At 54.8% G+C, this 23,635-nt stretch carries 25 protein-coding genes; 3 read left to right on the top strand and 22 right to left on the bottom strand.

Annotated elements, in window-relative coordinates; translation table 11 throughout:
- Positions 1 to 51: 51 nt before the first annotated feature.
- Entirely contained in the window at positions 52 to 807 is a 756-nt protein-coding gene (locus tag GH984_RS08600) for a UDP-2,3-diacylglucosamine diphosphatase (protein WP_153719791.1), read from the top strand.
- On the opposite strand, the gene GH984_RS08595 is transcribed toward GH984_RS08600, so the two are convergent.
- From GH984_RS08595 to prmB, 20 genes are read right to left on the bottom strand one after another with little or no spacing between them, the layout of a single operon-like run.
- Complete coding sequence (locus GH984_RS08595) at positions 781 to 1,251, bottom strand: hypothetical protein (protein WP_153719790.1); 471 nt, start codon at positions 1,249 to 1,251, stop codon at positions 781 to 783. The two genes, GH984_RS08600 and GH984_RS08595, sit on opposite strands and share 27 nt — an antisense overlap.
- A gap of 31 nt (positions 1,252 to 1,282) precedes the next feature.
- Positions 1,283 to 2,521 carry a glycerate kinase type-2 family protein gene (locus GH984_RS08590; protein WP_369692020.1) on the bottom strand — a complete coding sequence of 413 codons (1,239 nt, stop codon included), beginning with the start codon at positions 2,519 to 2,521 and terminating at the stop codon, positions 1,283 to 1,285.
- On the bottom strand, positions 2,518 to 3,693 hold the full coding sequence (locus GH984_RS08585) for an O-succinylhomoserine sulfhydrylase (protein ID WP_153719789.1): 1,176 nt from the start codon (positions 3,691 to 3,693) through the stop codon (positions 2,518 to 2,520). Before GH984_RS08585 ends, GH984_RS08590 begins: the two co-directional genes overlap by 4 nt.
- On the bottom strand, positions 3,690 to 5,195 hold the full coding sequence (purF, locus tag GH984_RS08580; RefSeq protein WP_153719788.1) for an amidophosphoribosyltransferase: 1,506 nt from the start codon (positions 5,193 to 5,195) through the stop codon (positions 3,690 to 3,692). Before purF ends, GH984_RS08585 begins: the two co-directional genes overlap by 4 nt.
- 6 nt (positions 5,196 to 5,201) lie before the next feature.
- Entirely contained in the window at positions 5,202 to 5,744 is a 543-nt protein-coding gene (locus tag GH984_RS08575) for a CvpA family protein (RefSeq protein WP_253939188.1), read from the bottom strand.
- Complete coding sequence (locus tag GH984_RS08570; RefSeq protein WP_153719787.1) at positions 5,744 to 6,223, bottom strand: SPOR domain-containing protein; 480 nt, start codon at positions 6,221 to 6,223, stop codon at positions 5,744 to 5,746. The genes GH984_RS08575 and GH984_RS08570 overlap by 1 nt, the downstream gene beginning before the upstream one ends.
- A complete protein-coding gene (locus GH984_RS08565) occupies positions 6,216 to 7,505 on the bottom strand; it encodes a bifunctional folylpolyglutamate synthase/dihydrofolate synthase (protein WP_153719786.1) in 1,290 nt (429 codons plus the stop codon). The genes GH984_RS08570 and GH984_RS08565 overlap by 8 nt, the downstream gene beginning before the upstream one ends.
- 9 nt (positions 7,506 to 7,514) lie before the next feature.
- Positions 7,515 to 8,393: an acetyl-CoA carboxylase, carboxyltransferase subunit beta gene (gene accD, locus GH984_RS08560; RefSeq protein WP_153719785.1), complete on the bottom strand. Its 879-nt coding sequence runs from the start codon at positions 8,391 to 8,393 to the stop codon at positions 7,515 to 7,517.
- Positions 8,394 to 8,395: 2 nt separating this feature from the next.
- Entirely contained in the window at positions 8,396 to 9,214 is an 819-nt protein-coding gene (gene trpA / locus GH984_RS08555) for a tryptophan synthase subunit alpha (RefSeq protein WP_153719784.1), read from the bottom strand.
- On the bottom strand, positions 9,211 to 10,443 hold the full coding sequence (gene trpB, locus GH984_RS08550) for a tryptophan synthase subunit beta (protein WP_369692019.1): 1,233 nt from the start codon (positions 10,441 to 10,443) through the stop codon (positions 9,211 to 9,213). The genes trpA and trpB overlap by 4 nt, the downstream gene beginning before the upstream one ends.
- Positions 10,436 to 11,047 carry a phosphoribosylanthranilate isomerase gene (locus GH984_RS08545; protein ID WP_153719782.1) on the bottom strand — a complete coding sequence of 204 codons (612 nt, stop codon included), beginning with the start codon at positions 11,045 to 11,047 and terminating at the stop codon, positions 10,436 to 10,438. The genes trpB and GH984_RS08545 overlap by 8 nt, the downstream gene beginning before the upstream one ends.
- Positions 11,048 to 11,071: 24 nt before the next feature.
- Positions 11,072 to 11,857 (bottom strand): tRNA pseudouridine(38-40) synthase TruA, encoded by a 786-nt coding sequence (truA, locus tag GH984_RS08540; RefSeq protein WP_153719781.1) that lies wholly within the window; start codon positions 11,855 to 11,857, stop codon positions 11,072 to 11,074.
- 6 nt (positions 11,858 to 11,863) lie between these two features.
- Positions 11,864 to 13,081, bottom strand: a complete 1,218-nt coding sequence (locus tag GH984_RS08535; RefSeq protein WP_153719780.1) for a type IV pilus assembly protein FimV — start codon at positions 13,079 to 13,081, stop codon at positions 11,864 to 11,866.
- Entirely contained in the window at positions 13,078 to 14,193 is a 1,116-nt protein-coding gene (gene asd / locus GH984_RS08530; RefSeq protein ID WP_153719779.1) for an aspartate-semialdehyde dehydrogenase, read from the bottom strand. Before asd (GH984_RS08530) ends, GH984_RS08535 begins: the two co-directional genes overlap by 4 nt.
- 11 nt (positions 14,194 to 14,204) lie before the next feature.
- Positions 14,205 to 15,290, bottom strand: a complete 1,086-nt coding sequence (leuB, locus tag GH984_RS08525; protein ID WP_153719778.1) for a 3-isopropylmalate dehydrogenase — start codon at positions 15,288 to 15,290, stop codon at positions 14,205 to 14,207.
- Positions 15,290 to 15,943, bottom strand: a complete 654-nt coding sequence (gene leuD / locus GH984_RS08520; RefSeq protein ID WP_153719777.1) for a 3-isopropylmalate dehydratase small subunit — start codon at positions 15,941 to 15,943, stop codon at positions 15,290 to 15,292. The genes leuB and leuD overlap by 1 nt, the downstream gene beginning before the upstream one ends.
- 2 nt (positions 15,944 to 15,945) lie before the next feature.
- Positions 15,946 to 17,355 carry a 3-isopropylmalate dehydratase large subunit gene (leuC, locus tag GH984_RS08515; protein WP_153719776.1) on the bottom strand — a complete coding sequence of 470 codons (1,410 nt, stop codon included), beginning with the start codon at positions 17,353 to 17,355 and terminating at the stop codon, positions 15,946 to 15,948.
- Between the two features lie 14 nt (positions 17,356 to 17,369).
- Positions 17,370 to 18,542: an MFS transporter gene (locus GH984_RS08510; protein WP_153719775.1), complete on the bottom strand. Its 1,173-nt coding sequence runs from the start codon at positions 18,540 to 18,542 to the stop codon at positions 17,370 to 17,372.
- Positions 18,542 to 19,654 carry a chorismate synthase gene (aroC, locus tag GH984_RS08505; protein ID WP_153719774.1) on the bottom strand — a complete coding sequence of 371 codons (1,113 nt, stop codon included), beginning with the start codon at positions 19,652 to 19,654 and terminating at the stop codon, positions 18,542 to 18,544. Before aroC ends, GH984_RS08510 begins: the two co-directional genes overlap by 1 nt.
- Positions 19,655 to 19,664: 10 nt before the next feature.
- Positions 19,665 to 20,570, bottom strand: a complete 906-nt coding sequence (gene prmB / locus GH984_RS08500) for a 50S ribosomal protein L3 N(5)-glutamine methyltransferase (RefSeq protein ID WP_439959286.1) — start codon at positions 20,568 to 20,570, stop codon at positions 19,665 to 19,667.
- A 34-nt stretch (positions 20,571 to 20,604) separates the two neighbouring features.
- Here prmB and GH984_RS08495 point away from each other — a divergent pair, with 34 nt between their 5' ends.
- Both GH984_RS08495 and asd (GH984_RS08490) read left to right on the top strand, forming a co-directional pair.
- Positions 20,605 to 21,246 carry an SCO family protein gene (locus GH984_RS08495; RefSeq protein ID WP_153719772.1) on the top strand — a complete coding sequence of 214 codons (642 nt, stop codon included), beginning with the start codon at positions 20,605 to 20,607 and terminating at the stop codon, positions 21,244 to 21,246.
- Entirely contained in the window at positions 21,246 to 22,139 is an 894-nt protein-coding gene (gene asd, locus GH984_RS08490; RefSeq protein WP_369692018.1) for an archaetidylserine decarboxylase, read from the top strand. The genes GH984_RS08495 and asd (GH984_RS08490) overlap by 1 nt, the downstream gene beginning before the upstream one ends.
- Here the strand turns inward: asd (GH984_RS08490) and epmA are convergent.
- Both epmA and efp read right to left on the bottom strand, forming a co-directional pair.
- Positions 22,098 to 23,057 carry an EF-P lysine aminoacylase EpmA gene (gene epmA, locus GH984_RS08485; protein ID WP_369692017.1) on the bottom strand — a complete coding sequence of 320 codons (960 nt, stop codon included), beginning with the start codon at positions 23,055 to 23,057 and terminating at the stop codon, positions 22,098 to 22,100. The genes asd (GH984_RS08490) and epmA overlap by 42 nt on opposite strands.
- The gene (efp, locus tag GH984_RS08480) at positions 23,029 to 23,598 is read right to left on the bottom strand and encodes an elongation factor P (protein WP_153719771.1); all 570 of its coding nucleotides are present in this window, start codon (positions 23,596 to 23,598) and stop codon (positions 23,029 to 23,031) included. The genes epmA and efp overlap by 29 nt, the downstream gene beginning before the upstream one ends.
- Between the last annotated feature and the right edge of the window lie 37 nt (positions 23,599 to 23,635).

Here is a 23,635-nt window from a genome sequence, read left to right as displayed (position 1 = left end):
TAGCCCATGCCCTGCTTGCATGCAGCCACGAATAGTGGAATTCTCATCGCCATGAAGCCACTTGAGCATAACAGCCACCAAGCCCCTATCCTCATGATCGCTGATTTACACCTCGATCAGAGCCGCCCACAGGCTATTGCCGCGTTCTTACAATTCCTTGCCGGCCCTGCTCGTCACGCCCAAGCAGTGTATATTTTAGGGGATTTGTTTGAAGCCTGGATTGGCGATGATGCCCAACCTGCCGACGACCCAATTGCCCCTGCGCTTCATTCGCTGGCAGCGCAAGGCGTGGCTATTTACCTTTTGCACGGCAATCGTGACTTTTTACTGGGTCATGCGTTTGCCGAAGCCGCCGGCGCAAAACTTTTAGAAGAGCCGGTGCGCATTGTGATCGATAACGAACCCGTCATCCTAGAACATGGCGATGCGCTTTGTACCGATGATGTTGATTATCAAGCGCTGCGCCAGCAACTCCGAAACCCTCAATGGCAATCTGGGTTTCTTGCCTTACCAATTGCTGAGCGAATTCGCCAAGCACAAGCGGCACGTGAGCAAAGCAGCAGCGCAATGAGCGCAAAATCACAAGCGATTATGGATGTAAATCCCGCGGCGGTGGAGGCACGGCTTCGCGAAGAAAAGGTCCAGCGGCTCATTCATGGCCACACTCATCGACCCGCTCAGCACAGCCTAAATGTTGATGGCGCCCCCTGCGTGCGAATCGTCTTGGGCGACTGGTTTGAGCAAGGCAGTGTCTTGCGCATCGAAAATGGGCAATATGAGCTACAACGATTTTCTTTGAGCGCGTAACCGAGCGAGCTGATCATCCGCTGCACGCCTGACTTGTTCGCTTGGGTCGTGCTGCGCCACCTCGGCTAGCACCTGACGATCGTTCACGCGTGACAAGGCAGCCCGCCGCAGCACCTCTTCACGGGCACTTCTTGCCACGTGAGCAAGTATTTGCCGATCGTTACAGGCCTGCACGGCTGCCAGACGGTACTCAAGTGCCAGTTCATCGCCCCCCGAAAGCAGCTGCCGGTAGCGGGCTCTGGCAGCCGCTGCAACGTCAGCTGATGCCTCTTGCTCAAGAAGCTGGCGCAACACAACCAGATCAAGCAAACGCTTTGCCGCAGCCGCGCGCACCCGATCAGCTTGATCATGGAGCGCCATTCGGCGAAGGGTATTTTGGCCAACATCACCCTGATTAATTGCCGCTACTCGCTGCTCTGGGTCTGCACTGTCAGCTTGCGGCAACGATCGGCGCCATTTTCGCAAAAAACCCCAGTCAAACATCAAGGTTAGGACACCACCCGATCACAACATCCATCACATTGGTGCCGGTATAACCGGTTTTCACCAGATCATTCGAGGCCGCGAGAAAATTGCCCGCATCCGCCGCCTTTAAACACCTTTCAGCCGTCAAACCGGCAGCGCTGCCACGCTTGATGGTTTCTCCATCAATAACTGCGCCGGCATCTTCTCCTGGGCCATCCGCACCATCCGTACCGGCGGCAAGCAGCAACTTATCTGTACCTTCCAATTCACAAGCTGCCGCTAAAGCGAGCGTTTGCATACGCCCGCCACGCCCGGGATTTGATGGCAAATTAACCGTAGGCTCCCCACCCCAAATATGGATACCGGAGTTCCCATCCATTAATGCCTGCGCTAATTGTTTACCACAGGTAATTGCCTCACCTTCAAGAAATTCAGGATGCCGATTCACAGCGACGCCAGCCGCCGTTGCTGCCGCCTCAACGGCATTCAGTGCAATGCTGTTGCTGGCTACAATCTCCCAATCAATGCTGGAAAATACGGCGTCTTGAGGAGATGGGGGCGTGGGTGCAGGCGCCATTTCTATTTTTAGTGCAGCGAGTTGCTCCGGCGGCGGGGGACCTTGCTCATCGGCAAAGAGCAAGCCCGACCCAATAACGCCCGGGTCATCACCCGGCACGTCTGAAATCAGTAATACCTTGGTGGCACGCGAACCAAGCCATTGCGTTAAGCGCCCCCCTTTAATGGTGGAAAACGCTTTGCGAATTCGATTCATTTGACCGATATCTAAGCCGCCGGCTAACAACGCCGAATTCAATTCAGCGAGTGCTTCCGCACTGCCCCCCTCAGGCAGTCGCTCAACGAGGCTGGATGCACCACCTGAGATCAAAAACAGTAACTGAGACTCTGCGGGTGCCTCCGTTAGAAACTCAACAAGACGTGTGCCAGCCGCCAAGCTACGCGCATCGGGCACCGGGTGAGCCGTTTCGAGCTGCTCTATCGCCGCCCGCTGCAAGAGTGACGCATCGGCATAACCCGCTCGCGTAATAATCAGGCCACGCTTAACTTGGTTTTCCAGCACATCGAGTGCGCCATGCGCCATGGAAGCCGCTGCCTTGCCAATCGCAATTAAGGTAATGGGCTTGGATCCAAGCGGATTAGTCTTTAATGCATTTGCCACCGCATCACGGCCATTAACCGCCGCCACGGCTGCAGCATGCAGCTGCTGAAGAAACTCTCGCGGCTGGTTCACCGTTGCCCCGTCAGCCCAGGGAGTAAATCTGCCTGTATATCGGCAATATCCTCCAAACCCACAGAAACGCGCAACAACCCTTCTTTAATGCCGGCAGCGGCCCGCTGATCAGCGCTCATTCGACCATGCGTTGTAGTTGCCGGATGGGTGATCGTGGTGCGCACATCCCCCAGATTGGCTGTTATTGAGAGCATCTGCGTGGCATCAATAACACGCCAAGCTGCCTCACGACCGCCTTGTACCTCAAACGACACAATGCCACCAAAACCAGACTGCTGGCTGGCTGCTAGGGCATGCTGCGGGTGATCAGGCAAGCCTGGATAATAAACATGGCTGACTTCGGGCTGCTTTAACAACCACTGGGCCAGCTGCATTGCCTGCTCACTATGCGCCCGCATACGTAAGTTCAGGGTCTCCAGCCCTTTTAAAAACACCCACGCATTAAATGGGCTCATGGTCGGTCCGGCCGATCGCAAAAAAGGAAAGATTTGCTTACCCAAGCGCTCGGCATCACCCACGATGGCGCCACCTACGCAACGCCCCTGCCCATCCAAATACTTAGTAGCCGAGTGAGTCACAAGGTCTGCGCCAAGCTCGAGTGGGCGTTGTAACGCGGGTGTACAAAAGCAGTTATCAACTACTAGCAGTGCGTCATGGTCATGCGCCAACTCAGCAAGCTTGGCAATGTCTGCCAACTCAGTCAGTGGATTAGATGGGGTTTCCAAAAACAGTAATCGCGTTTCTGGCCGAATGGCTGCTTCCCAGGCACCCAGGTCGGTTAGCGGGACAAAATCGGTCTCCACCCCAAACCGGCGTAATTGGTTATCTAAAAGTGATGTCGTGGTACCAAATACGGCCACTGAACACACAATATGGTCACCGGCTTTAAGCAAGCCCATAATCAACGCAAGAATCGCAGACATGCCCGATGCAGTGGCAATGGCGGCTTCGCCCCCTTCCATCGCGGCCAGTCGTTTTTCAAATGCACGCACAGTGGGGTTGGTAAAGCGCGAGTAGATATTGCCGGGCTGCTCGCCGGAAAAACGGGCGGCTGCTTCAGCGGCATTCGCAAAAACAAAACTTGAGGTGGGAAAGATCGCCTCTGAGTGCTCTTGCTCAGCGGTACGTTCTAATCCTGCACGCAGCCCCTTGGTATCTGGGCCCCAACTCATGAATTCATACCTGCTAAGCGATTGCTTTGCAGCGGAGCACCAACACGCATTGCATCAGCGCGTTCCGTTTCTAGCGCTAACAAATATTCAGCGGTGATATCGCCGGTTACGTAACGACCATCAAAACAAGAGCAGTCAAACTCACGCAAACCCGTATTTTTACCGCGCACGGCTTCCACCAAATCATCCAAGTCTTGATAGATCATATCGTCAGCGCCAATCACGGCGCGAATCTCTTCAACGCTGCGGTTATGCGCAATCAACTCCTGCGCTGCGGGCATATCGATGCCATACACATTCGGATAGCGTACCGGTGGCGCAGCCGATGCAAAAAACACTTTATTGGCACCGGCTTCCCGCGCCATTTGGATGATTTGCTCAGAGGTCGTACCCCGCACAATAGAATCGTCGAGCAATAAAACATTCTTACCCCGAAACTCTAACTCAATTGGATTGAGTTTTTGCCGCACCGATTTTTTGCGGACGGCTTGGCCCGGCATGATGAAGGTGCGGCCGATGTAGCGGTTTTTAATAAACCCTTCCCGATACAGGATATTTAGATCATTGGCTAAATCCAGCGCCGCCGTGCGGCTGGTATCAGGGATTGGAATCACCACATCGATATCGTGATGCGCCCACTCTCGTCTGATTTTTCCGGCAAGCGTACGCCCCATCCGCAGGCGAGACTTGTACACCGAAACATCATCAAGCATGGAGTCTGGACGGGCCAAATAAACATATTCAAAAATGCAGGGCGCCAACTGCGGAGCAGCAGCGCATTGCCGGGTATACAGATTGCCCTGTAGATCAATTAGCACGGCCTCGCCCGGTGCAACATCACGAATTAAAGTAAAACCCAGCACATCTAAGGCGACGCTTTCCGATGCAATCATATACTCCGTACCCGCATCGGTATCTCGACTGCCATAACACAAGGGGCGAATGCCGTTGGGGTCCCTAAACCCCAAGATGCCATAGCCATTAATCATTGCGATTGCCGCATAACCACCCCGACAGCGTTCATGAATATTGGCAACCGCATCAAAAATATCGGTTTCGCTCACACGTAGCTTGCCGAGTTCGCCCAATTTATGGGCAAAGGCATTAAGCAATACTTCAGAATCAGAGCTTGTATTGATATGTCGCAGATCCGCTAAAAACAAATCGCGCTTAATATCGCTGGCATTGGTCAGATTGCCATTGTGAGCAATGCTAATGCCATACGGGGAATTTACATAAAATGGCTGGCTTTCTGCAGAGCTGCTGCAGCCCGCCGTGGGATAGCGACAATGCCCTATTCCCACATTACCCCGCAGTTGGAGCATGTCTTCGGCACTGAACACATCGCGAACAAGCCCATTGTCTTTGCGCAAATGCAGACGGCCATTGTCATAGGTCATAATGCCTGCAGCATCTTGCCCGCGATGCTGCAAAACCGTAAGGCCGTCATACAGCGCCTGGTTAACGGGGCTTTTGCCCACCATACCGATTACACCGCACATATCGCCTTATTCCTCGTCGACACAGTAGTCCTTCCAGTAACCCAGCACCGCTGATCCATCAACCGGCACATTCTCGACCCAACCGCCAACACGGTCATGGCACACCCATGGATGATAGATTTCAACCACCCTTGAGCTCTGCCACCAGTTTTCTTGGGGCAGCGCTGTTAGCCCGGCTCCCAGAACAACAAGCCCTACTAACAACCCCCCTCGCAACCCACCAAACACCATTCCAAGCAAACGATCTGTGCCCGTTAAACCGGTTCGGCCAACCAGTAACCGGCCGATGTAGCTAACCACGGCGCCCACCAGCAGAGTGACCACAAATAACGCCGAAAACCCCAGCACCATTCGCACTAATGCCGAATCGATGAATGGCGTTAATCGGTCTGCCACTTGCCCGCTATAGACAATCGCCACCCAAAAGGCAGCAACCCAGACCACCACGGAAATGACCTCACGGACAAAACCACGAATCACACCGATAAGAATGGAAATGCCGACCAAGCCGATCAGCGCGTAATCTAGCCATGTCAGTGTATCAGTCATTATTCGGTCTGCTCGAGTATTAACCCGGGTAGCTCGTGATCTTCTGCCAGACGTTGCGCGGCCTGCTCAGCGGCCTCACGACTTGCAAACGGACCCACATGAACGCGATGGCGGGCTTCTTGGTTGGTGTCTCCGGTCACTATTCTAACGCTAAAACCATCAGCCTCCAGCGTATCAACCAAGCGTTGCGCATTTTCCTGACTACCAAAACTACCAACTTGAACAAAAACCTCACCGACCAATTCAGGCTCTGGCTCTGGCTGTGGCTCGGGTTCGGGTTCTGGCTCTGGTTCTGGCTCTGGTGCAGAGACATCAGGTAACTCTGGCACGGGTGGGGTTGTGGGTTCAGGTGGAATATCCAGCTCGATATCAACTCGCGTCTGCTGCACAGGGCCACTGAGCAACATCGGAATAAAGATGACCCCCAAGGCAACAAGCACCACCGCCCCTGCTAGCCGCTGCTTAAAGCGCTTATCCATTGTGTTCCTCCCCAATACCAGCCCGCATCAGTAGTTCAACTACACGAAATGATCCCGCACCCACAAGGCATGTTTCAAATGAGACAGCCCACTGCTCAAGCGATTGAATTGCCTGCTTGGCATCGCCTTGCCCCAGCACCACCCCACCTAAACCCCGAACGGTTTCATCCACCACAGCGGGTGAATGACTCTGGGCATCACGCAAGTCAAGTATGAACCATTGATCAACAATGCCGATGAGCTGCTGCAGCACCGGCTCAAGATCTTTGCGTTGCATTAAAGCAAAGGCCATGCCCACCGCTTTTCCAGCCTGTTTTTCTTGTTTTAGCCGCTCCGCTAACAATCCAATAGCGGATGGGTTATGGCCAACATCGAGTAACCACTGGTAACCCTCGTGGCTGAGCAGCTGCTGTCGGCCGGTTAACGTGGCCTGCCGCAGCCCTTCCCTGACTCCCTGCTCTGAAAGCGCCACCGCCTCAAGCGCGCCTCGTACCGCCATCACTGCGCCCGCCGCATTCACCATAGCTGCATCCGGCAGCCAACTGGGCCGAGGCAGCTCTGCAAGCTGATCGTTAGCTGACGACCAAGACCACTGTCGGCCCTGCGATTGGAGATTAAAAAAATAATCTCGCCCAAGCTGCAACAACGGAGCGGAAAGTTGACTCGCCTTCGCTTTTATTCGCTCAGGCGGATTGGGGTCGGAACAAACAATCGGTCTGCCTGCTCGCGCAATCCCCATCTTTTCGCCTGCAATTGCCTCGCGGGTATCGCCCAACCATTCGGTGTGATCCAAGTCGATCGTGGTGACTATGGCAAGGTCGGCATCAAAGGTATTGGTTGCATCCAAACGCCCACCCAAGCCAACTTCAAGCACCCAAACATCACAGCCCCGCTCTCTGAAACACCAAGCCGCAGCCAGCGTGGCAAACTCAAAATAGGTCAGCGTAATGTTACCGCGTGCCGCATCAATGGCCGCGAAAGCCGCCAGAATAAGCTCATCATCAACCGGAGTTCCACCCACCCGAATACGCTCGTTGTAGCGCAAAACATGCGGTGAGGTATAACACCCGGGGCGCCAACCATCGGCGTTAAACATGGATTCTAGGCAGGCAACCGTGCTGCCCTTGCCGTTAGTACCTGCAACCGTTACGAGCGGCACGCCGGGTTGGCGTAGTTCCAAAATTTCAGCCACTTGGGTAATCCGAGCAAGCCCAAGATCGATTTCAACCGGATGGAGCGTCTCTAACCACTGAAGCCAGTCAGTGAGCGTTTGGCGGGTCATAACGCCAAATTAGCCAACTCCCACCACTGGCGATTCCGCCTGAGTGAGAATGGCCAATAACGATGCCAGCCGCGCACGCTGCTGACGTCGATCAATAATTAAATCAATAGCACCATGCTCTAGTAAAAACTCACTGCGCTGAAACCCTGCGGGCAGCGTCTCTCTAACCGTCTGCTCGATAACTCGAGGGCCCGCAAATCCAATCAGCGCCCCCGGCTCAGCCACCACAACATCGCCTAACATTGCCAGACTTGCCGACACCCCACCCATGGTGGGATCGGTCAGCACACTCACAAAGGGCAAATGCGCTTCTCTCAGCCGCCCCAGCGCAGCACTGGTCTTGGCCATTTGCAGCAAAGAAAAAAGAGCTTCTTGCATTCGCGCACCGCCACTGGCGCTAAACGAAACTAATGGTGCTTTTTTCTCAATAGCCGCATTGACCGCTCGCACAAACCGCTCACCTACCACGGCACCCATTGAGCCACCCATAAACTGAAACTCAAACGCGGCAGCGACTACCGGCAAGCCGTGTAGATGACCAGACATCGCCACAAGCGCATCGCGCTCGCCGGTTGCCTTTTGGGCCTGAACCAGACGATCTCGATAACGCTTGGAGTCTTTAAATTTGAGTACATCATCGGGTTGCAAGTCGGCACCCAACTCAACTTGGTCGCCAGCATCCAGAAACACTGCTAACCGCCGCCGTGCGCCAATTCGCATGTGGGCGTCACATTTTGGGCAAACCTCTAAATTACGCTCAAGCTCGGGGCGATAAAGCACCGCCGCGCAGGCATCGCATTTAGTCCAGAGCCCCTCCGGAACACTCTTGCCGCGTGCTGTGCCCTCGGTTCGAATTCGCGAGGGCATCAATTTTTCGAACCAACTCAAGCTTAGGCCTCCACTAGTGGCTGATCCAGCCCGGCCCGTAGATCCCGAGTGATGCTCTCGACGGCCGCAATCATCCCTGCCGGATCATCGGCATGCTCTGCAATGCGCGAGACAATGGCACTGCCCACCACAACCGCATCTGCCAGCGTTGCTAGCCGCTGCGCATCTGCACCATCTCTGACGCCAAAGCCGACGCCTACCGGCAGCTGGGTGGCACGCCGAATCTCATCAACATGCGAGCCGACGGAATCGGTATCCAAGCTTGCTGCGCCCGTTACCCCTTTAAGCGAAACGTAGTAAACAAAGCCCCGTGCATGAGCACAAATCGCTTTAATGCGAGCATCGCTAGTGGTTGGCGCAATCAGCCAAATCGGATCGAGCGAATGCGCGCTTAACGCAGCGCCAAGCTCACTGCTTTCTTCTGGTGGCAGATCAACGGTTAACACACCATCGACGCCGGCCGACGCTGCCTCTCGGCAAAACTTGTCATACCCCGTCTGCTCAATCGGATTGAGATATCCCATCAGCACCACGGGGGTGTCTTGATCTTCTCGCCGAAACTCACGAATCATCTCCAACACGCCTTTAATGCCCGTGCCATGCAGTAATGCTCGATCACAAGCGGCCTGAATAACCGGCCCATCGGCCATTGGATCCGAAAACGGCATGCCTACTTCAATGATGTCTGCCCCAGCACGCACTAATGCGTGCATCACAGGCACGGTAGCGTCTGGGTTAGGATCTCCACCGGTCACATAGGTAACCAGCGCTGTTTTGCCAGCTTCTTTGCACTGGGCAAAGCGGTGTTCAATACGGCTCATGGATCCATCCCCTCTACTTCGGCCACGGTGTTGATGTCTTTATCACCCCGGCCAGATAGGTTAATAACAATCATCTGATCAGGCCGCATTTGCGCCGCAAGCTGACCGGCGTAGGCAATGGCATGGGCGGTTTCAAGCGCAGGAATAATGCCCTCAAGCTCAGCCATTTGATGGAATGCCGCCAGTGCTTCGTCATCATCAATGGCCACATACTGAACCCGCCCGGTGTCTTTCAGCCAAGAATGCTCCGGGCCAACGCCCGGATAATCCAATCCGGCCGATACCGAATGAGTGCCTAAAATCTGGCCATCTTCGTTTTCCATCAAATACGTACGATTGCCATGCAAGACTCCAGGCCGGCCAGCGGCCAGTGGCGCTGCATGCCGCCCCGTTTCTACGCCATCACCACCCGCTTCTACACCATAAATGGCAACATCGGTATCCCCAAGGAAGGGGTAAAACAGCCCAATGGCATTCGAACCACCGCCCACGCATGCCACCAAGGCATCGGGCAGCCGGTTATACATCGACAGACACTGCTCGCGAGTTTCCTCACCAATCACAGCCTGAAAATCGCGCACTAGCTGCGGGTAAGGATGCGGGCCTGCAACGGTGCCAATAATGTAGAACGTATCATCCACATTAGCGGCCCAGTCACGGAATGCCTCATTAAGGGCATCTTTTAGCGTGCGTGTGCCTGACTCAACCGGCACTACCTCAGCGCCCATGAGTTTCATTCGGTACACATTAACCGACTGCCGACGAACATCTTCGGCACCCATATAAACCACGCACTTCAAACCCAGCCGAGCACAGGCAGCAGCGGTTGCTACCCCATGCTGACCTGCCCCTGTTTCGGCAACGATACGCTTTTTGCCCATTCGAACGGCCAAAAGTGCTTGGCCCATCGTATTGTTAATTTTATGGGCACCCGTGTGATCTAGGTCTTCACGCTTTAAGTGGATTTGTGCACCACCGATTTGCTTGGACCAACGCTCCGCATAGTAAAGAGGCGTTGGCCGCCCCACGTAATATTTTAAATCAGACTCTAGCTCAGCGCGGAATTGCGGATCGTTGCGATAGCGCTCATAGGCTGCAGTGAGCTCTTCTAGGGGCGCAATCAGCAACTCGGGCACAAACCGCCCGCCGTAGGGCCCAAAATGCCCCGCGGCATCCGGAAACCGCGAAAAATCGGTTGGCGTTTCAATAGCCTGGATGACGTTAGCCACGATGAACCTCTTGAGTGAAGGCAGCCATTTTGCTGCTGTCTTTGATGCCTGGGGACGATTCTACGCCACTACTACAGTCAACGCCCCAGGGTTTGATCATTTTAACCGCCTGCGCCACGTTATCAGGCCGCAGACCTCCGGCCACTATTATACGGTGACTTGTTGGCAGTTTCCGCCCCCAATCGAAAACATCACCGCTTCCCCCCGCTGCACCCGGGGCATGGCCATCCAATAAAAGCGCCAGCGCGTGTGGGTGGGCAGCCGCTACTTCCGCTGGATCACCGCCTGCCATCCCTACCGATTTAATATAGCGCCGCCCAAACTGCGCGCAAAACTCTGCCGACTCACCACCATGAAATTGCAACAGATCAATTGGTACGGCCGATAACACGTCTTCTACCTGTTCGGTATTGGCGTCTAAAAACAAACCGACCACACTAACTAAGGGCGGCACTACTGCAGCAATTTCTGCAGCCCGTGCAATGTCTACATGGCGCTGGCTTGGTGGATAAAACACAAGCCCAATGGCATCCGCACCCAGCTCAGCTGCCATCACACCATCTTCAGGACGGGTAATCCCGCAGATTTTTATTCGCGTTCGCATGAACCCATCGTAACTGTCGCTGGGTTAGCACGCAAAGGACGGCGGCGGGGGCAAATCAGGCAAACCATCACTGGCCGGATACCGGGCCCCAACTAAGTACAACCCGGATGCCGCTGCGGTAATTCCTGCCTGAGTACGGTCGCATGCCGCCAGCACTTCAGCCAGCCACTCAACCGGTCGCTCACCCGCCCCAATAGGAATCAGCGTGCCCACAATATTGCGCACCATATGATGGATAAAAGCATTGGCTTCGATATCAATATGAATAAAGGGCTGCGCAGCTGACACGCTAAGCGATTGAATACGTCGCACTGGATGCTTCGCCTGACAGCCCGCGGCACGAAAACTGGAAAAATCATGTTCACCCATCAAACAAGACGCTGCCTGCTGCATGGGCGCCACGGCTAATGGCTTGTATGTCCAACCCACCCGATGCCGGTGCAAAACAGGCCGTGTGGGCTGAGCGCACAAAATGTAGCGATAGCGGCGCGATTGTGCCGAGCGGCGCGCATCAAATTGCGCATGCACCGTTTGCGCCCAGCGAACACCAATATCCGGCGGCAAATGCGCGTTCACCCCACGTACCCAAGCACGCAGGGGTCGCTCTACCTGCACATCGCAATGCACCACCTGCGCTAATGCATGGACGCCAGCATCCGTTCTGCCGGATGCCGTTATGGACACTGAATGTTGCGCAATCTCTGCAATTGCGCCTTCCACGGCCGCTTGTACGGAGGGCGCATGATGCTGAGCCTGCCAGCCACTATAGGCAGTGCCATCGTATTCAATGCCAAGGACTAGACGTGGCATAAATAATTAATCGTCAGCAAACAGCGCATGTCCCGGTAACAACTTCCGGCCACGGCGCGCCACTTCATGCCAGCGCGGGTCGCTCTTGTTATCCAGTTGCGCATGTAAAACATAGGCTTCCGATTCAAAGCCAATCGCATCTTCACGGTCAGCAAGAATCTCTAATAACCGAAGGCGCCAATCGATTCGCTCTGGCGCCTCACCTAAGGCAATATCCAGTACCTCTTGGGCGGCATCGAGTTGCCCGTTGCGCACCTTCTCATTAGCCTCGGCCAGCACCGCATCGTTGTTCTGTGCCGGGCGTCGTTGCCGCCGCCACCACAACAAAATCACGGTAAGCCCAGCGATGACAATTGCCCATGCCCGCCAATTATCGAGTGTTTGATTGGGCTCGGGGGGCTGCTCTGCTGGCGCTACTGCGCCCGGCATTGCCACTGGCTCTCTGTTCGCTTGCGTTAGCGCCAGCACCTCTTTTTGCAGCGCCGAAATGCGCTGGCCCAAACGCTGATTATCTTCCGCTAATTGCTGGCGTATACGATCGCGCCGCTCCACATCGGCTTGCACCTCAGCAATCAAGGGTATGGACTCTTCTAGCTCAACTGCGAGTGAATCCCACTCGCCTAGTTGCTGGGCGACAATTTCATCAGCACGCTCAACGCTGATATAACCCGATGAACCCACTGCCGGCACCTGCAGATAGCGATTTACCTCTAATGCATTTACATGCTCAATCGCAAACGCATTGGGGTTGTCAGCCAGCAACCGAAGCATCATTTGATTAATACTGATCGACTCAGGTCTTAACAAATCAGCAAGCCGGTACAAATTCATCCGCGCATCGGTTGGCCCGAATCGCAACAAACTCAATGGCTCTGCTTGCAGGCTTGAGCCATTTTGACTCAGGCGATAATCCTGCTGCATCCGCCCGCGCGGCCACTCCACCGTCAAACGAAACTCAACTGGCAAAGCCGGAGCATCCTGCACAGATTCAACACGTATAACTGGGGCACCCGATGGGTTTTGCCCAAGCGTTGCCTGCCAACGTTCTGCCAGCGATGCATCTGCTGATAACGGTTCAATCGTTATCGTAGGATCTGTATCAGATAGCCGCTGCAGCCCTGGCAAAGAAATATTAACGCTTAACGGAATATCAACCTGTGCATTAACAATGAGGCTGCACAAACCCAGCGCAATCAAACTGACCGTGCGGGCAATCCACCTCAACGCTCAACCACCAATCGCAGCATCCGCCGCAGGGGTTCAGCTGCGCCCCAGAGTAGTTGATCGCCCACCGTAAAGGCCGCCAGATAATCGTCTCCCATCGCTAACTTACGCAGCCGACCAATCGGTACATCAAGACGACCACTAACGGCCGCGGGGGTTAATTGGCGTTTGCTGGCTTCTGGCTCATTGGGCACGACCTGCACCCAGTCGTTGGCCTCTGCTAACAGACCTTCAATGTCATCCAATGGGATATTGCGGCGTAGCTTAATGGTTAGCGCCTGCGCATGTGAGCGCATCGCTCCAATTCGCACACAAATGCCATCGATGGGAATCTGCTCATACTGATGGCCTAAGATTTTGTTGGTTTCGACCCCGGCCTTCCATTCTTCACGGCTTTGGCCTGAGTCCAATGCGCTATCGATCCAAGGGATTAAACTACCCGCCAGTGGCACACCAAAATGCTGCGCGGGATAGGCCTCGCTACCTAGCGCGTTGGTCACCGCACGATCCACGGCCAAAATAGCCGTTGCCGGGTCATCTAACCCACCTGCCAGCGCGGCCTGATGCAAATACCCCATTTGCCCGAGCAGCTCGCGCATATTATTGGCACCAGCACCAGAGGCCGCTTGATAGGTCATGGGTGAAACCCACTCCACCAAATCATGCGCAAACAACCCACCGGTGGCCATGAGCATCAGGCTAACCGTGCAATTACCACCCACAAAATCAACCACACCATCACTCAGTGCTTGCTTAATCACCGATGCATTGACTGGATCGAGCACGATCACACTGTCTTTTTTCATACGCAATGTTGAGGCGGCGTCAATCCAGTAGCCGCGCCACCCCTGCCGACGCAGATCATCATGCACCGCGGCCGTATAGTCACCGCCCTGACAGGTCACGATCGCGTCCATCTCAGCGAGCTTAGTTAGATCATGGGCATCCGCTAACGCCGGCACTGGCTTGCCAACATCCGGCCCGGCACTTCCGGTTTGCGAGGTTGAGAAAAACAACGGCTCGATATCATTAAAATCGTGCTCAGCGCGCATCCGCTCCATCAACACGGAGCCGACCATGCCACGCCAACCAACAAACCCAACCTTCAACATAAATCCTCCAATTAAGCCGCGCGAGCGCGCAGCGCCTCAACCACCGCATCACCCATGGCCCGAGTACCCACAGCCGAGGTGCCCTGCGGCGCAATATCGGCCGTTCTTAAACCCTGTTGCAGCACGCTGCGTACCGCTTGCTCGACATGATCTGCCAGAGCTGCCTCATCAAGGCTATGCCGCAGCATCATGGCTAATGACAATAGCGTTGCTAACGGATTAGCCACGCCCTGACCCGAAATATCTGGCGCTGAACCATGCACTGGCTCATAAAGCCCCCGGCCCTGCTCGTCTAATGATGCCGACGGCAACATCCCGATCGATCCGGTCAGCATCGCGGCACAGTCCGATAAAATATCGCCAAATAAGTTGCCAGTAACCATCACATCGAACTGCTTTGGCGCTCTTACTAACTGCATCGCCGCATTATCAACGTACATATGGCTTAAGGTGACATCCGGATAATTGCTAGCCAAATCCGTCATAACCTCTCGCCACAGCTCGCTCGATTCCAACACATTGGCCTTATCTACGGAGCAAACTTGGCCGCCCCGACGTTGTGCCGCCGCAAATGCAACCTCGCCAATGCGACGAATTTCATTCTCGTCATACCGCAAGGTGTTAAACCCCTCGCGCACCCCATCAGCACGCTGCTCAACACCCCGCGGTGAGCCGAAATAAATACCGCCCGTGAGCTCACGTACAATTAAAATATTCAGATCTGAAACAACTTCTGGGCGCAAGCTAGATGCCGCAGCCAGCTCAGGAAACAAAATAGCAGGCCGTAAGTTGGCAAATAGCCCCATTGCCGCGCGAATGCCTAATAAACCCCGCTCAGGCCTGAGCTCACGCTCGATTCCATCCCATTCCGGGCCGCCCACGGCGCCAAGTAGCATGGCATCAGAGGCTTTAGCCAAGCGCAAAGTGCTTTCAGGCAAAGGCGCGCCTTCGGCATCTACACCGCAACCGCCCAGATGCGCGGTCTCACACTCCACCGAAAAGCCAAACTCAGCCACCAGCACGTCAATAACCTTACGTGCTTCAGCCATAATTTCGGGGCCAATATGATCCCCTGGCAGCAGCAAAACGCGATGCATTAGCTCGGCTCCAAGTCGGTAAAGAGCCACGGCGTGCGCTGCCGCTGACGCGCCTCATAGGCTTTAATTTCATCGGCATGCTCAAGCGTCAGGCCAATCTCATCAAGCCCCTCAACCAACATGTGCTTACGATGCGGATCAATCTCAAAAGCATACTGCTCGCCATCTGGTGTAATGACCTGCTGTGCGGGCAAATCAACCGTGAGCGAATAACCCTCGTTTTCCCACGTCGCCTCAAAGAGTTGCTGCACCACATCGGCAGGTAATACCACAGGCAGCAAACCATTTTTTGAGCAGTTGTTGTAGAAGATATCCGCAAAACTTGGAGCAATTAGCACCCGAAAGCCATAGCCTGCCAGCGCCCATGGCGCATGCTCGCGCGATGAGCCACAGCCAAAATTCTCTCGCGCAAGCAGAATACGGGCACCCTGATAACGCGGTTGATTCAGCACAAAATCGGGATTGAGGGGGCGATTGGTGCAGTCCTGCCCCGGCTCGCCAGCGTCTAAATAGCGCCACTCATCAAACAGATTAGGGCCAAAGCCTGTTCGCTCAATCGATTTCAAAAACTGCTTGGGGATAATCGCATCCGTATCGACGTTCGACCGATCCAATGGCGCAACTAATCCTGTCACTTGCGTAAGGGGTTCCATTGTCACTGCTCAAGCTCCCTAATATCTACAAAATGCCCGGCAACAGCCGCCGCGGCAGCCATCTCAGGGCTTACCAAATGCGTTCGCCCGCCCTGACCCTGCCGGCCTTCAAAGTTACGATTAGAGGTGGAGGCGCAGCGCTCTCCCGGGCTCAGTTTGTCGGGGTTCATCCCCAAACACATCGAGCAGCCGGCATCCCGCCATTCAAAGCCCGCGGCCTTAAACACCTCATCCAAGCCCTCTTGCTCGGCCTGCCATTTCACAAGCCCCGAACCAGGCACCACCATCGCTTCTTGAATGTTTTCCGCAACACGCTTACCACGCACGACAGCGGCAGCCGCCCGTAAATCTTCAATACGCGAATTTGTACACGAGCCGATAAAGATCTTATCGAGCTTGATATCGCGGATTGGCGTGCCCGGCGTAAGCCCCATGTACTCTAATGCTCTTTCCATGCCTGCTCGGCGTGTTTCATCAGCTTCGTCTTTTGGATTTGGCACACTGGCATCTACCGGCAGCACCATCTCTGGAGATGTTCCCCAAGAAACCTGCGGTTTGATATCGGCCGCATTTAAGGTAACCACGCGGTCAAACACAGCATCATCATCACTCACCAATGTGCGCCAATAACCCACGGCCTGATCCCACAATTCACCTTTAGGCGAGAAAGGACGATCACGGAAATACTCAATGGTAGTGTCATCCACCGCCACCATGCCGCAGCGCGCACCGGCCTCGATCGACATATTGCAAATGGTCATCCGACCAGCCATCGATAGTGCACGAATAGCCTCACCACCGTATTCGATGGCATAGCCCGTGCCGCCCGCCGTGCCAATATGCCCAATAATCGCGAGCATGATGTCTTTTGCCGTTACGCCTGGCCCCACTTGACCATCAACGCGAATCAACATGCGCTTTGAGCGCGCCTGAACCACTGTTTGGGTGGCCAGCGCATGCTCAACCTCGCTAGTGCCTATGCCAAAGGCAAGCGCACCAAAGGCGCCATGCGTTGAGGTATGGGAATCACCGCACACCACGGTCATGCCCGGCTGGGTTGCACCCTGCTCAGGCCCAATAACATGAACAATGCCCTGCCGCCGATCATGCAGACCAAACTGCACAATGCCATAGTCGCGGCAGTTCTGATCGAGCGTATCAATTTGAATGGCTGAAACAGGATCGGCGATACCCTTATCGCGATCAGTGGTCGGCACATTATGATCAACCACGGCTAAGTTAGCTGCCACGCGCCATACCGGCCGATTTGCCAAGCGTAAGCCGGCAAATGCCTGCGGTGATGTCACCTCATGTACCAACTGTCGGTCGATATACAGCAGCGCTGTTCCATCGCCGTTATCCCTGACGACATGGGCTTCCCAAAGCTTGTCGTAGAGTGTTTTGCCCGCCATTATCGTGTTACCTCTTAACTAACCCTGCGATCGTATTGACGATGATTATACGCGGACAGCGCCCACTGGACGATCAGCATGGCAACAAAAGCCACCCCTGCCGATAGCGCGAAGGTCCAAACCCCACCAACCGCTTCCCATAACTGCCCACCAACAAAGCTGCCCACAGCAATGCCCGCACCAAAGGTCATGCTGCTATAAAGCGCTTGCCCGCGGCCCTGCAACCCGCCTTCAAAATAACGATTAACCAGACTGATCGCCACCGCGTGATAAGCACCATAAGTGCCCGCATGCATCAGCTGTGCAAGCACTTGCAGCGGGATGGACGCTGGAAAAAACGCCACTAACAGCCATCGCACCGCAGCCAAACCCATCACCAACATTAACACCCGCTGCGGGCTTAAGTGCGGCAGCCAGCGAGGCATGAGGAAAAACACCCCAATCTCAGCAATTAACGCAACCGCCCATAATGCGCCAATAGCGGTGCTGGAATAGCCATAATCCTGCAGAAAAATACTGTAAAACGCATAAAAAGGACCATGACTGACTTGCATCAAAAAACACGCCACCAGCAAACCAATAACCGCCGGCTGTAAGAAAACCGCTTTAAATGCGCCCGAATGGGTTTTGGTTTGCTGCTCACTGGCTTGCGGTACCAACAGACTGATTAATGCGAGCAGTAAAAATAGCCCCAGCAAAACGCTTGGGAGAATATCAATCCCGTACTGATCAATCCCCTCGCCAACAGCCAACACTGCCACCATAAAACCAACGGTGCCCCACAGCCGAATCCGCGCATACTGATGCGTGTGCTCACCCAAATGATTAAACGTATTGGCTTCAAACTGCGGTAACGCGGCATTCCAAAAAAAACTAAACGCCACCATCACCGCTGCCATCCACCAAAACCCGCCGGGTACTAGAACACCCGAAAAGCCAAACAGCGCGGCGATACAGGACAAACGAATAATCGCCATACGCCGGCCGCTAGTATCTGCCAGCCACCCCCATAAGTTGGGCGCGATAATTTTAGTGACATGCAATAAGGCAATGAGCGTGCCGATTTCAGCGGCTTCAAACCCTCGCCCTTTTAGATACGGCCCCCAATACGGAGACAGCACACCGAGTACGGCGAAAAAAGCAAAATAAAACGCCGAAATACGCCCGTATGGCAGGCGCACTGACATTAGGGGTTAGACGAAGAAGGCTGCGCAGGTATCACAGGGGTGCCTGAGTTAACATCTGCGTTTTGACCCCGATGCCGTAAGTAATGATCCAACAGCACGATGGCCATCATCGCCTCGGCAATCGGTGTTGCCCGAATACCCACACAAGGATCGTGCCGCCCGGTGGTAACCACTTCAACCGCCTTGCCATGAATGTCGACTGACTGCCCAGGCAAACGAATGCTAGAAGTGGGCTTGAGTGCGATTTTAGCGACGATATCTTGGCCGGTGGAAATACCCCCCAAAGTGCCGCCCGCGTTATTCGACAAAAACCCCTCAGGCGTTATTTCATCACGATGCTCGGTGCCTTTTTGACCGGCACTGGCAAACCCCGCACCAATCTCCACACCCTTCACCGCGTTAATGCTCATCAGCGCATGCGCCAAATCAGCATCAAGCCGATCGAATATGGGCTCTCCCAAACCTGGCGGCACACCGCGCGCCAACACACCCACGGCGGCGCCCACCGAGTCGCCCTCTTTGCGCAGCGCATCCATATACGCTTCTAGCTCTGGAATTCGTGATGGCTCGCCACAGAAGAACGGATTGTTATCCACCTCACCCCAATCTTCTAAATTCAAGTGAATCGGGCCCAGCTGCGTTAACCAGCCCCGAATCTGCACGCCCAGTCGCTCGTGTAAAAACTTTCTAGCGATACCACCAGCGGCAACCCGCAGCGCCGTCTCACGCGCAGACGACCGACCGCCACCGCGATAATCGCGGATGCCAAACTTTTGCCAATAGGTGTAGTCGGCATGACCGGGGCGAAACACATCGGCGATTTTGGAGTAATCGCGTGAGCGCTGATCCATATTCTCAATGAGCAGCCCAATGGGTGCGCCGGTTGTCTTTCCTTCAAAAACGCCAGATAAAATCCGCACTTCATCGGTTTCACGTCGCTGCGAGGTATGCCGAGAGGTGCCTGGCCGTCGCCGATCTAAGTCACCTTGTAAGTCTTGCTCGCTTAAAGCTAACCCGGGCGGGCAGCCATCCACAATTGCACCCAGCGCAGGCCCATGACTCTCGCCAAAGGTGGTTACCGAAAACAATCGACCTAACGTATTCCCAGACATGCTTACTCGCTTACTCCGTCAAAAACGCATTACGCAATGTGGCCGCATCCACAATAAAAACTCCAGTGCCACCCCGTTCAAAATCTATCCAGGTAACGGATAAATTTGGGAACGCCGCCTCAAAGGCAGCGGCACCATGACCAATTTCAACAATCAGGATACCGTGATCGTTCAATCGATGCGCTGCCTGCGGCAACAATCGCCGCACAATATCCAGCCCATCGTCTCCTGCAGCCAGTGCAGACGCCGGCTCATGCCGGTATTCTGGCGGCAAGGCTGCCATGGCCGCCGCATCAACATACGGCGGATTACTGATTATCAAATCGATTGTGCCCGATTCCGGAAGCTCGACTAGCAAATTCGAATGCAATAACTGCAGCTGATCGGCCACCCCATGGTGGGCCACATTCTGCTTGGCCACCGCCAGCGCATCAGCAGAAATATCCGTTGCTATGACCTGTGCATTCGGCAAAGCCAGCGCACAAGCAATTGCAATACAGCCACTGCCCGTGCCCACATCCACCACCTGAGTCATTGATTCGGCCTCTAGCCAAGGCGCAAAACCAGCCTCGATTAGCTCAGCAACCGGGGAGCGCGGAATCAAAACGCGCTCGTCTACTTTAAATGATAGTCCACAAAACCAGGCCTCACCCAGAATATAAGGCACGGGTTTACGCTCAGAGATGCGCGCCTCTAACGCCTTTTCTAATGCCAAACGCTCTGCCTGCGACACTCGGCTTTGCAACCAAACCGCCGGCAAGTCCGCCGGCAAGCGCAAAATACCTAATGCCAAGGCGGCCGCCTCATCCAGCGCATTATCGGTGCCATGACCAAAATGCAGCTCGGCCGCTTCAAATTGACTGGCCGACCACCGAATAATATCCAGCAAAGTGAGTAATTCTTGGGGGAGTTCGATCTTCATTGCCCAATTCTAATGGCATAATGGGCGGATGCGAAAAAATCGTCTGTTTTTGTTCCTTGGTGTACTTGTGCTGAGTGCCTTGGTGGTGGTCGGTGGCGGGCAACTGCTACTGAACGAGTTGGCGCGTCAGAAAGCCGCTAATGCTCCGTATAGCGGCACGGTGCTGCCAGAGTCGCGCCCGTTACCCGATGTCACCTTAGTCGACCATGATGGCGCCCCACTGCCAACCGAAGCGCTTGCACAAGACTGGCAATTGCTCTTTTTCGGTTTTACCTCTTGCCCTGATGTTTGCCCCATGACATTGGCACAACTCACCGGCGTGTTGGTGGATCTTGAAGAACAAGCGCCCGAAGCGGTGCCCGAGGTGCTCTTTGTTTCCGTCGACCCAAATCGCGACAGCCCCGCTCTGCTCAAACAATATGTTGAGCACTTTCACCCCAACATTCGCGGTGCCACCGGCACTCGCGACGCCATCGATACGCTTACGGCTAGCCTCGGTATTTCTTACACGTTGCATGAACCGGATGAAGACGGCCAATACGCCGTAGACCATAGTGCTGCGGTACTATTAATCGACCCTTCAGGCGGCATGAAGGCGGTTTGGAACCCACCCCATGGGCGCAGCGCAATGGTTAACGACTTTCTGCGTATTACAGGAGCCACACGATAGTGATCAGCCGTTTATTTGTTAGCGTTCTCGGGCTGCTGCCGCAACATGGCATTTCTCGTGTAATCCACGCGTTGGCACGTTGGCGCTGGTCACCCTGGAAACGGCTGTTAATTGGCAGCTTTATTCGGCTTTACCCCGTTGATCTAACAGAAGCCCGCGCAAGCGACCCGGCCGAGTATCCCTCTTTTAATGCCTTTTTTACTCGCGAACTGCGCGACGATGCACGCCCCCTAGCCACAGCGCCTGATCGCATCATCAGCCCAGTCGATGGTGCCGTCAGCGAATTTGGCAACTTATCCGGCAATCGGTTACTTCAGGCCAAAGGCGTTGATTACTCACTACAAGCACTGCTGGCCGGCGATGACACCCTCGCCAAACCCTTTGTGGATGGTCACTTCGCCACGCTTTATCTCTCTCCCAGCGATTATCATCGGGTCCATCTGCCGATTAACGGGACCCTGCAGCGTATGCTCCATGTGCCCGGACGGCTTTACGGTGTCTCAAAGCCCGTGGTGCAACATCTGCCCGGGCTATTTGCCCGCAACGAACGCGTGATTTGCGAGTTCAGTAGCGCCGCCGGGCGGTTCATGCTGATTTTCGTTGGCGCCATCGGCGTCGGGAGTATCGAAACGGTGTGGGAAGGCGAAATCACCCCTCCACGTGGTGAGCGCATTCGCAGTTGGGATTATCGGCAACACCCGGTGGGATTTGCCGCTGGCGATGAGATTGGCCGGTTTAATTTAGGCTCAACCATTATCCTGCTGTTTGAGAAAAACCAAGTCATTTGGGATGCCGGGCTGAGCGTTGATGCACCGGTTAGACTCGGCATGCCTATCGGCCGGCTTGGGCAATCAGGCACGCCCCCAATCGAAGGCCATCACCTGAGCAATTGAATGGGCACCCTCAGCAAGCATCAGCAAACGATCCACTCCCAGCGCCACACCCGCGCAAGCCGGCAGCCCTGCCTGTAAAGCAGCCAGCAAGCGCTCATCGATGGCAACCACCTTAAGCCCCGCCGCCTGCCGCTGAATTTGATCTTCTACAAACCGCTGCCGCTGCACGATCGCATCCGTCAACTCAACAAATCCATTCGCCAGCTCAACACCATCACAAAAAAACTCAAACCGATGAGCCACGCGGGCATCGCCCTCATCTAATTGCGCTAAAGCAGCCTGAGCGGCGGGATAATGGGTTAAAAAACAGCGTGACGGCAGCGATGGGATGACCACTGCATCGAGTAACAAATCCAAGTGGCCATCACAATTAAGCCCATCCGGCAGTTGACCGACCGCAGCACAGGCCGCCTGCTCAAGCTCATCATCACTGGCGATTAATGGATCAGGCAGGCCCGCGGCCACAAAAGCTTCGCTATAGGCCATGGCGTGGACGGGCGCCTGACCAAGCACTTCATCCACCAACGCTTGAACCTCTGCCATGAGGGCCGTGCCGCTCCAGCCCACGCGGTACCACTCCAGCAGCGTAAATTCTGGATTGTGATACCGACCCTGCTCACCCGCCCGAAACGCTCTTGCCAACTGATAGCAATCGCCCATACCCGCGGCCAATAACCGTTTCATGGCGTATTCTGGCGAAGTCTGCAGCCAATACCCCGTGGATACCTCACGCAAACCATCGATGTGCGGAGCGGTTACACCCGCAGCAGCCAGCGTAGGGGTTTCGACCTCAACCACATCACGCGTGGCAAAAAACTGCCTAATAGCCGCCAACTGCGCCGCACGGCGCCGAAGCACCTCCACCGACGCCGAGGGCATCCAGCTCGAATCAGTCACGTGCTCGAGAAACGTACTCACCAGAGCGCGTATCAATCCGCAACATCTCGCCCTCTTGAATAAACAATGGCACCTGAACCACAGCGCCTGTCTCAAGCGTAGCGGGCTTATTACCGCCACTGCTCGTATCACCTTTCAAACCTGGGTCAGTCTGTGCAACCTGCAGCACCACATGCGGAGGCGGCTCAACGGACAATGGTTGGCCGTTGTACAACGTCACGCTGCACAAATCTTGCTCCTTTAACCACTTTGCTGAGTCTCCAACCGCCGCCGCTGGCGCAGCATGCTGCTCGTAGGTGTCTTGGTTCATAAAGTGAAAGAACTCACCGTCGGAATACAAAAACTGCATTTCCGTTTCCATCACATCCGCACCTTCCACGGTTTCACCCGACTTGAAGGTACGATCAATGACCTTGCCCGTTTTAAGATTACGAACCTTCACCCGATTAAAGGCCTGACCTTTGCCGGGTTTCACAAACTCATTCTCAACAATGCTAAACGGATCGCCGTCCAGCATAATTTTAAGGCCTGATTTAAACTGATTAGTGCTGTAGCTAGCCATGTGCTTCCTATTCCTGTATCGATGCCGCAGCATGCTA

The sequence above is a fragment of the Spiribacter salilacus genome, from assembly GCF_009649225.1.
Taxonomy (GTDB): Bacteria; Pseudomonadota; Gammaproteobacteria; order Nitrococcales; family Nitrococcaceae; genus Spiribacter; species Spiribacter salilacus.
The sequence above is the reverse complement of the archived record's forward strand: the minus strand, read 5'-3'. Positions and strand labels throughout refer to the sequence as shown.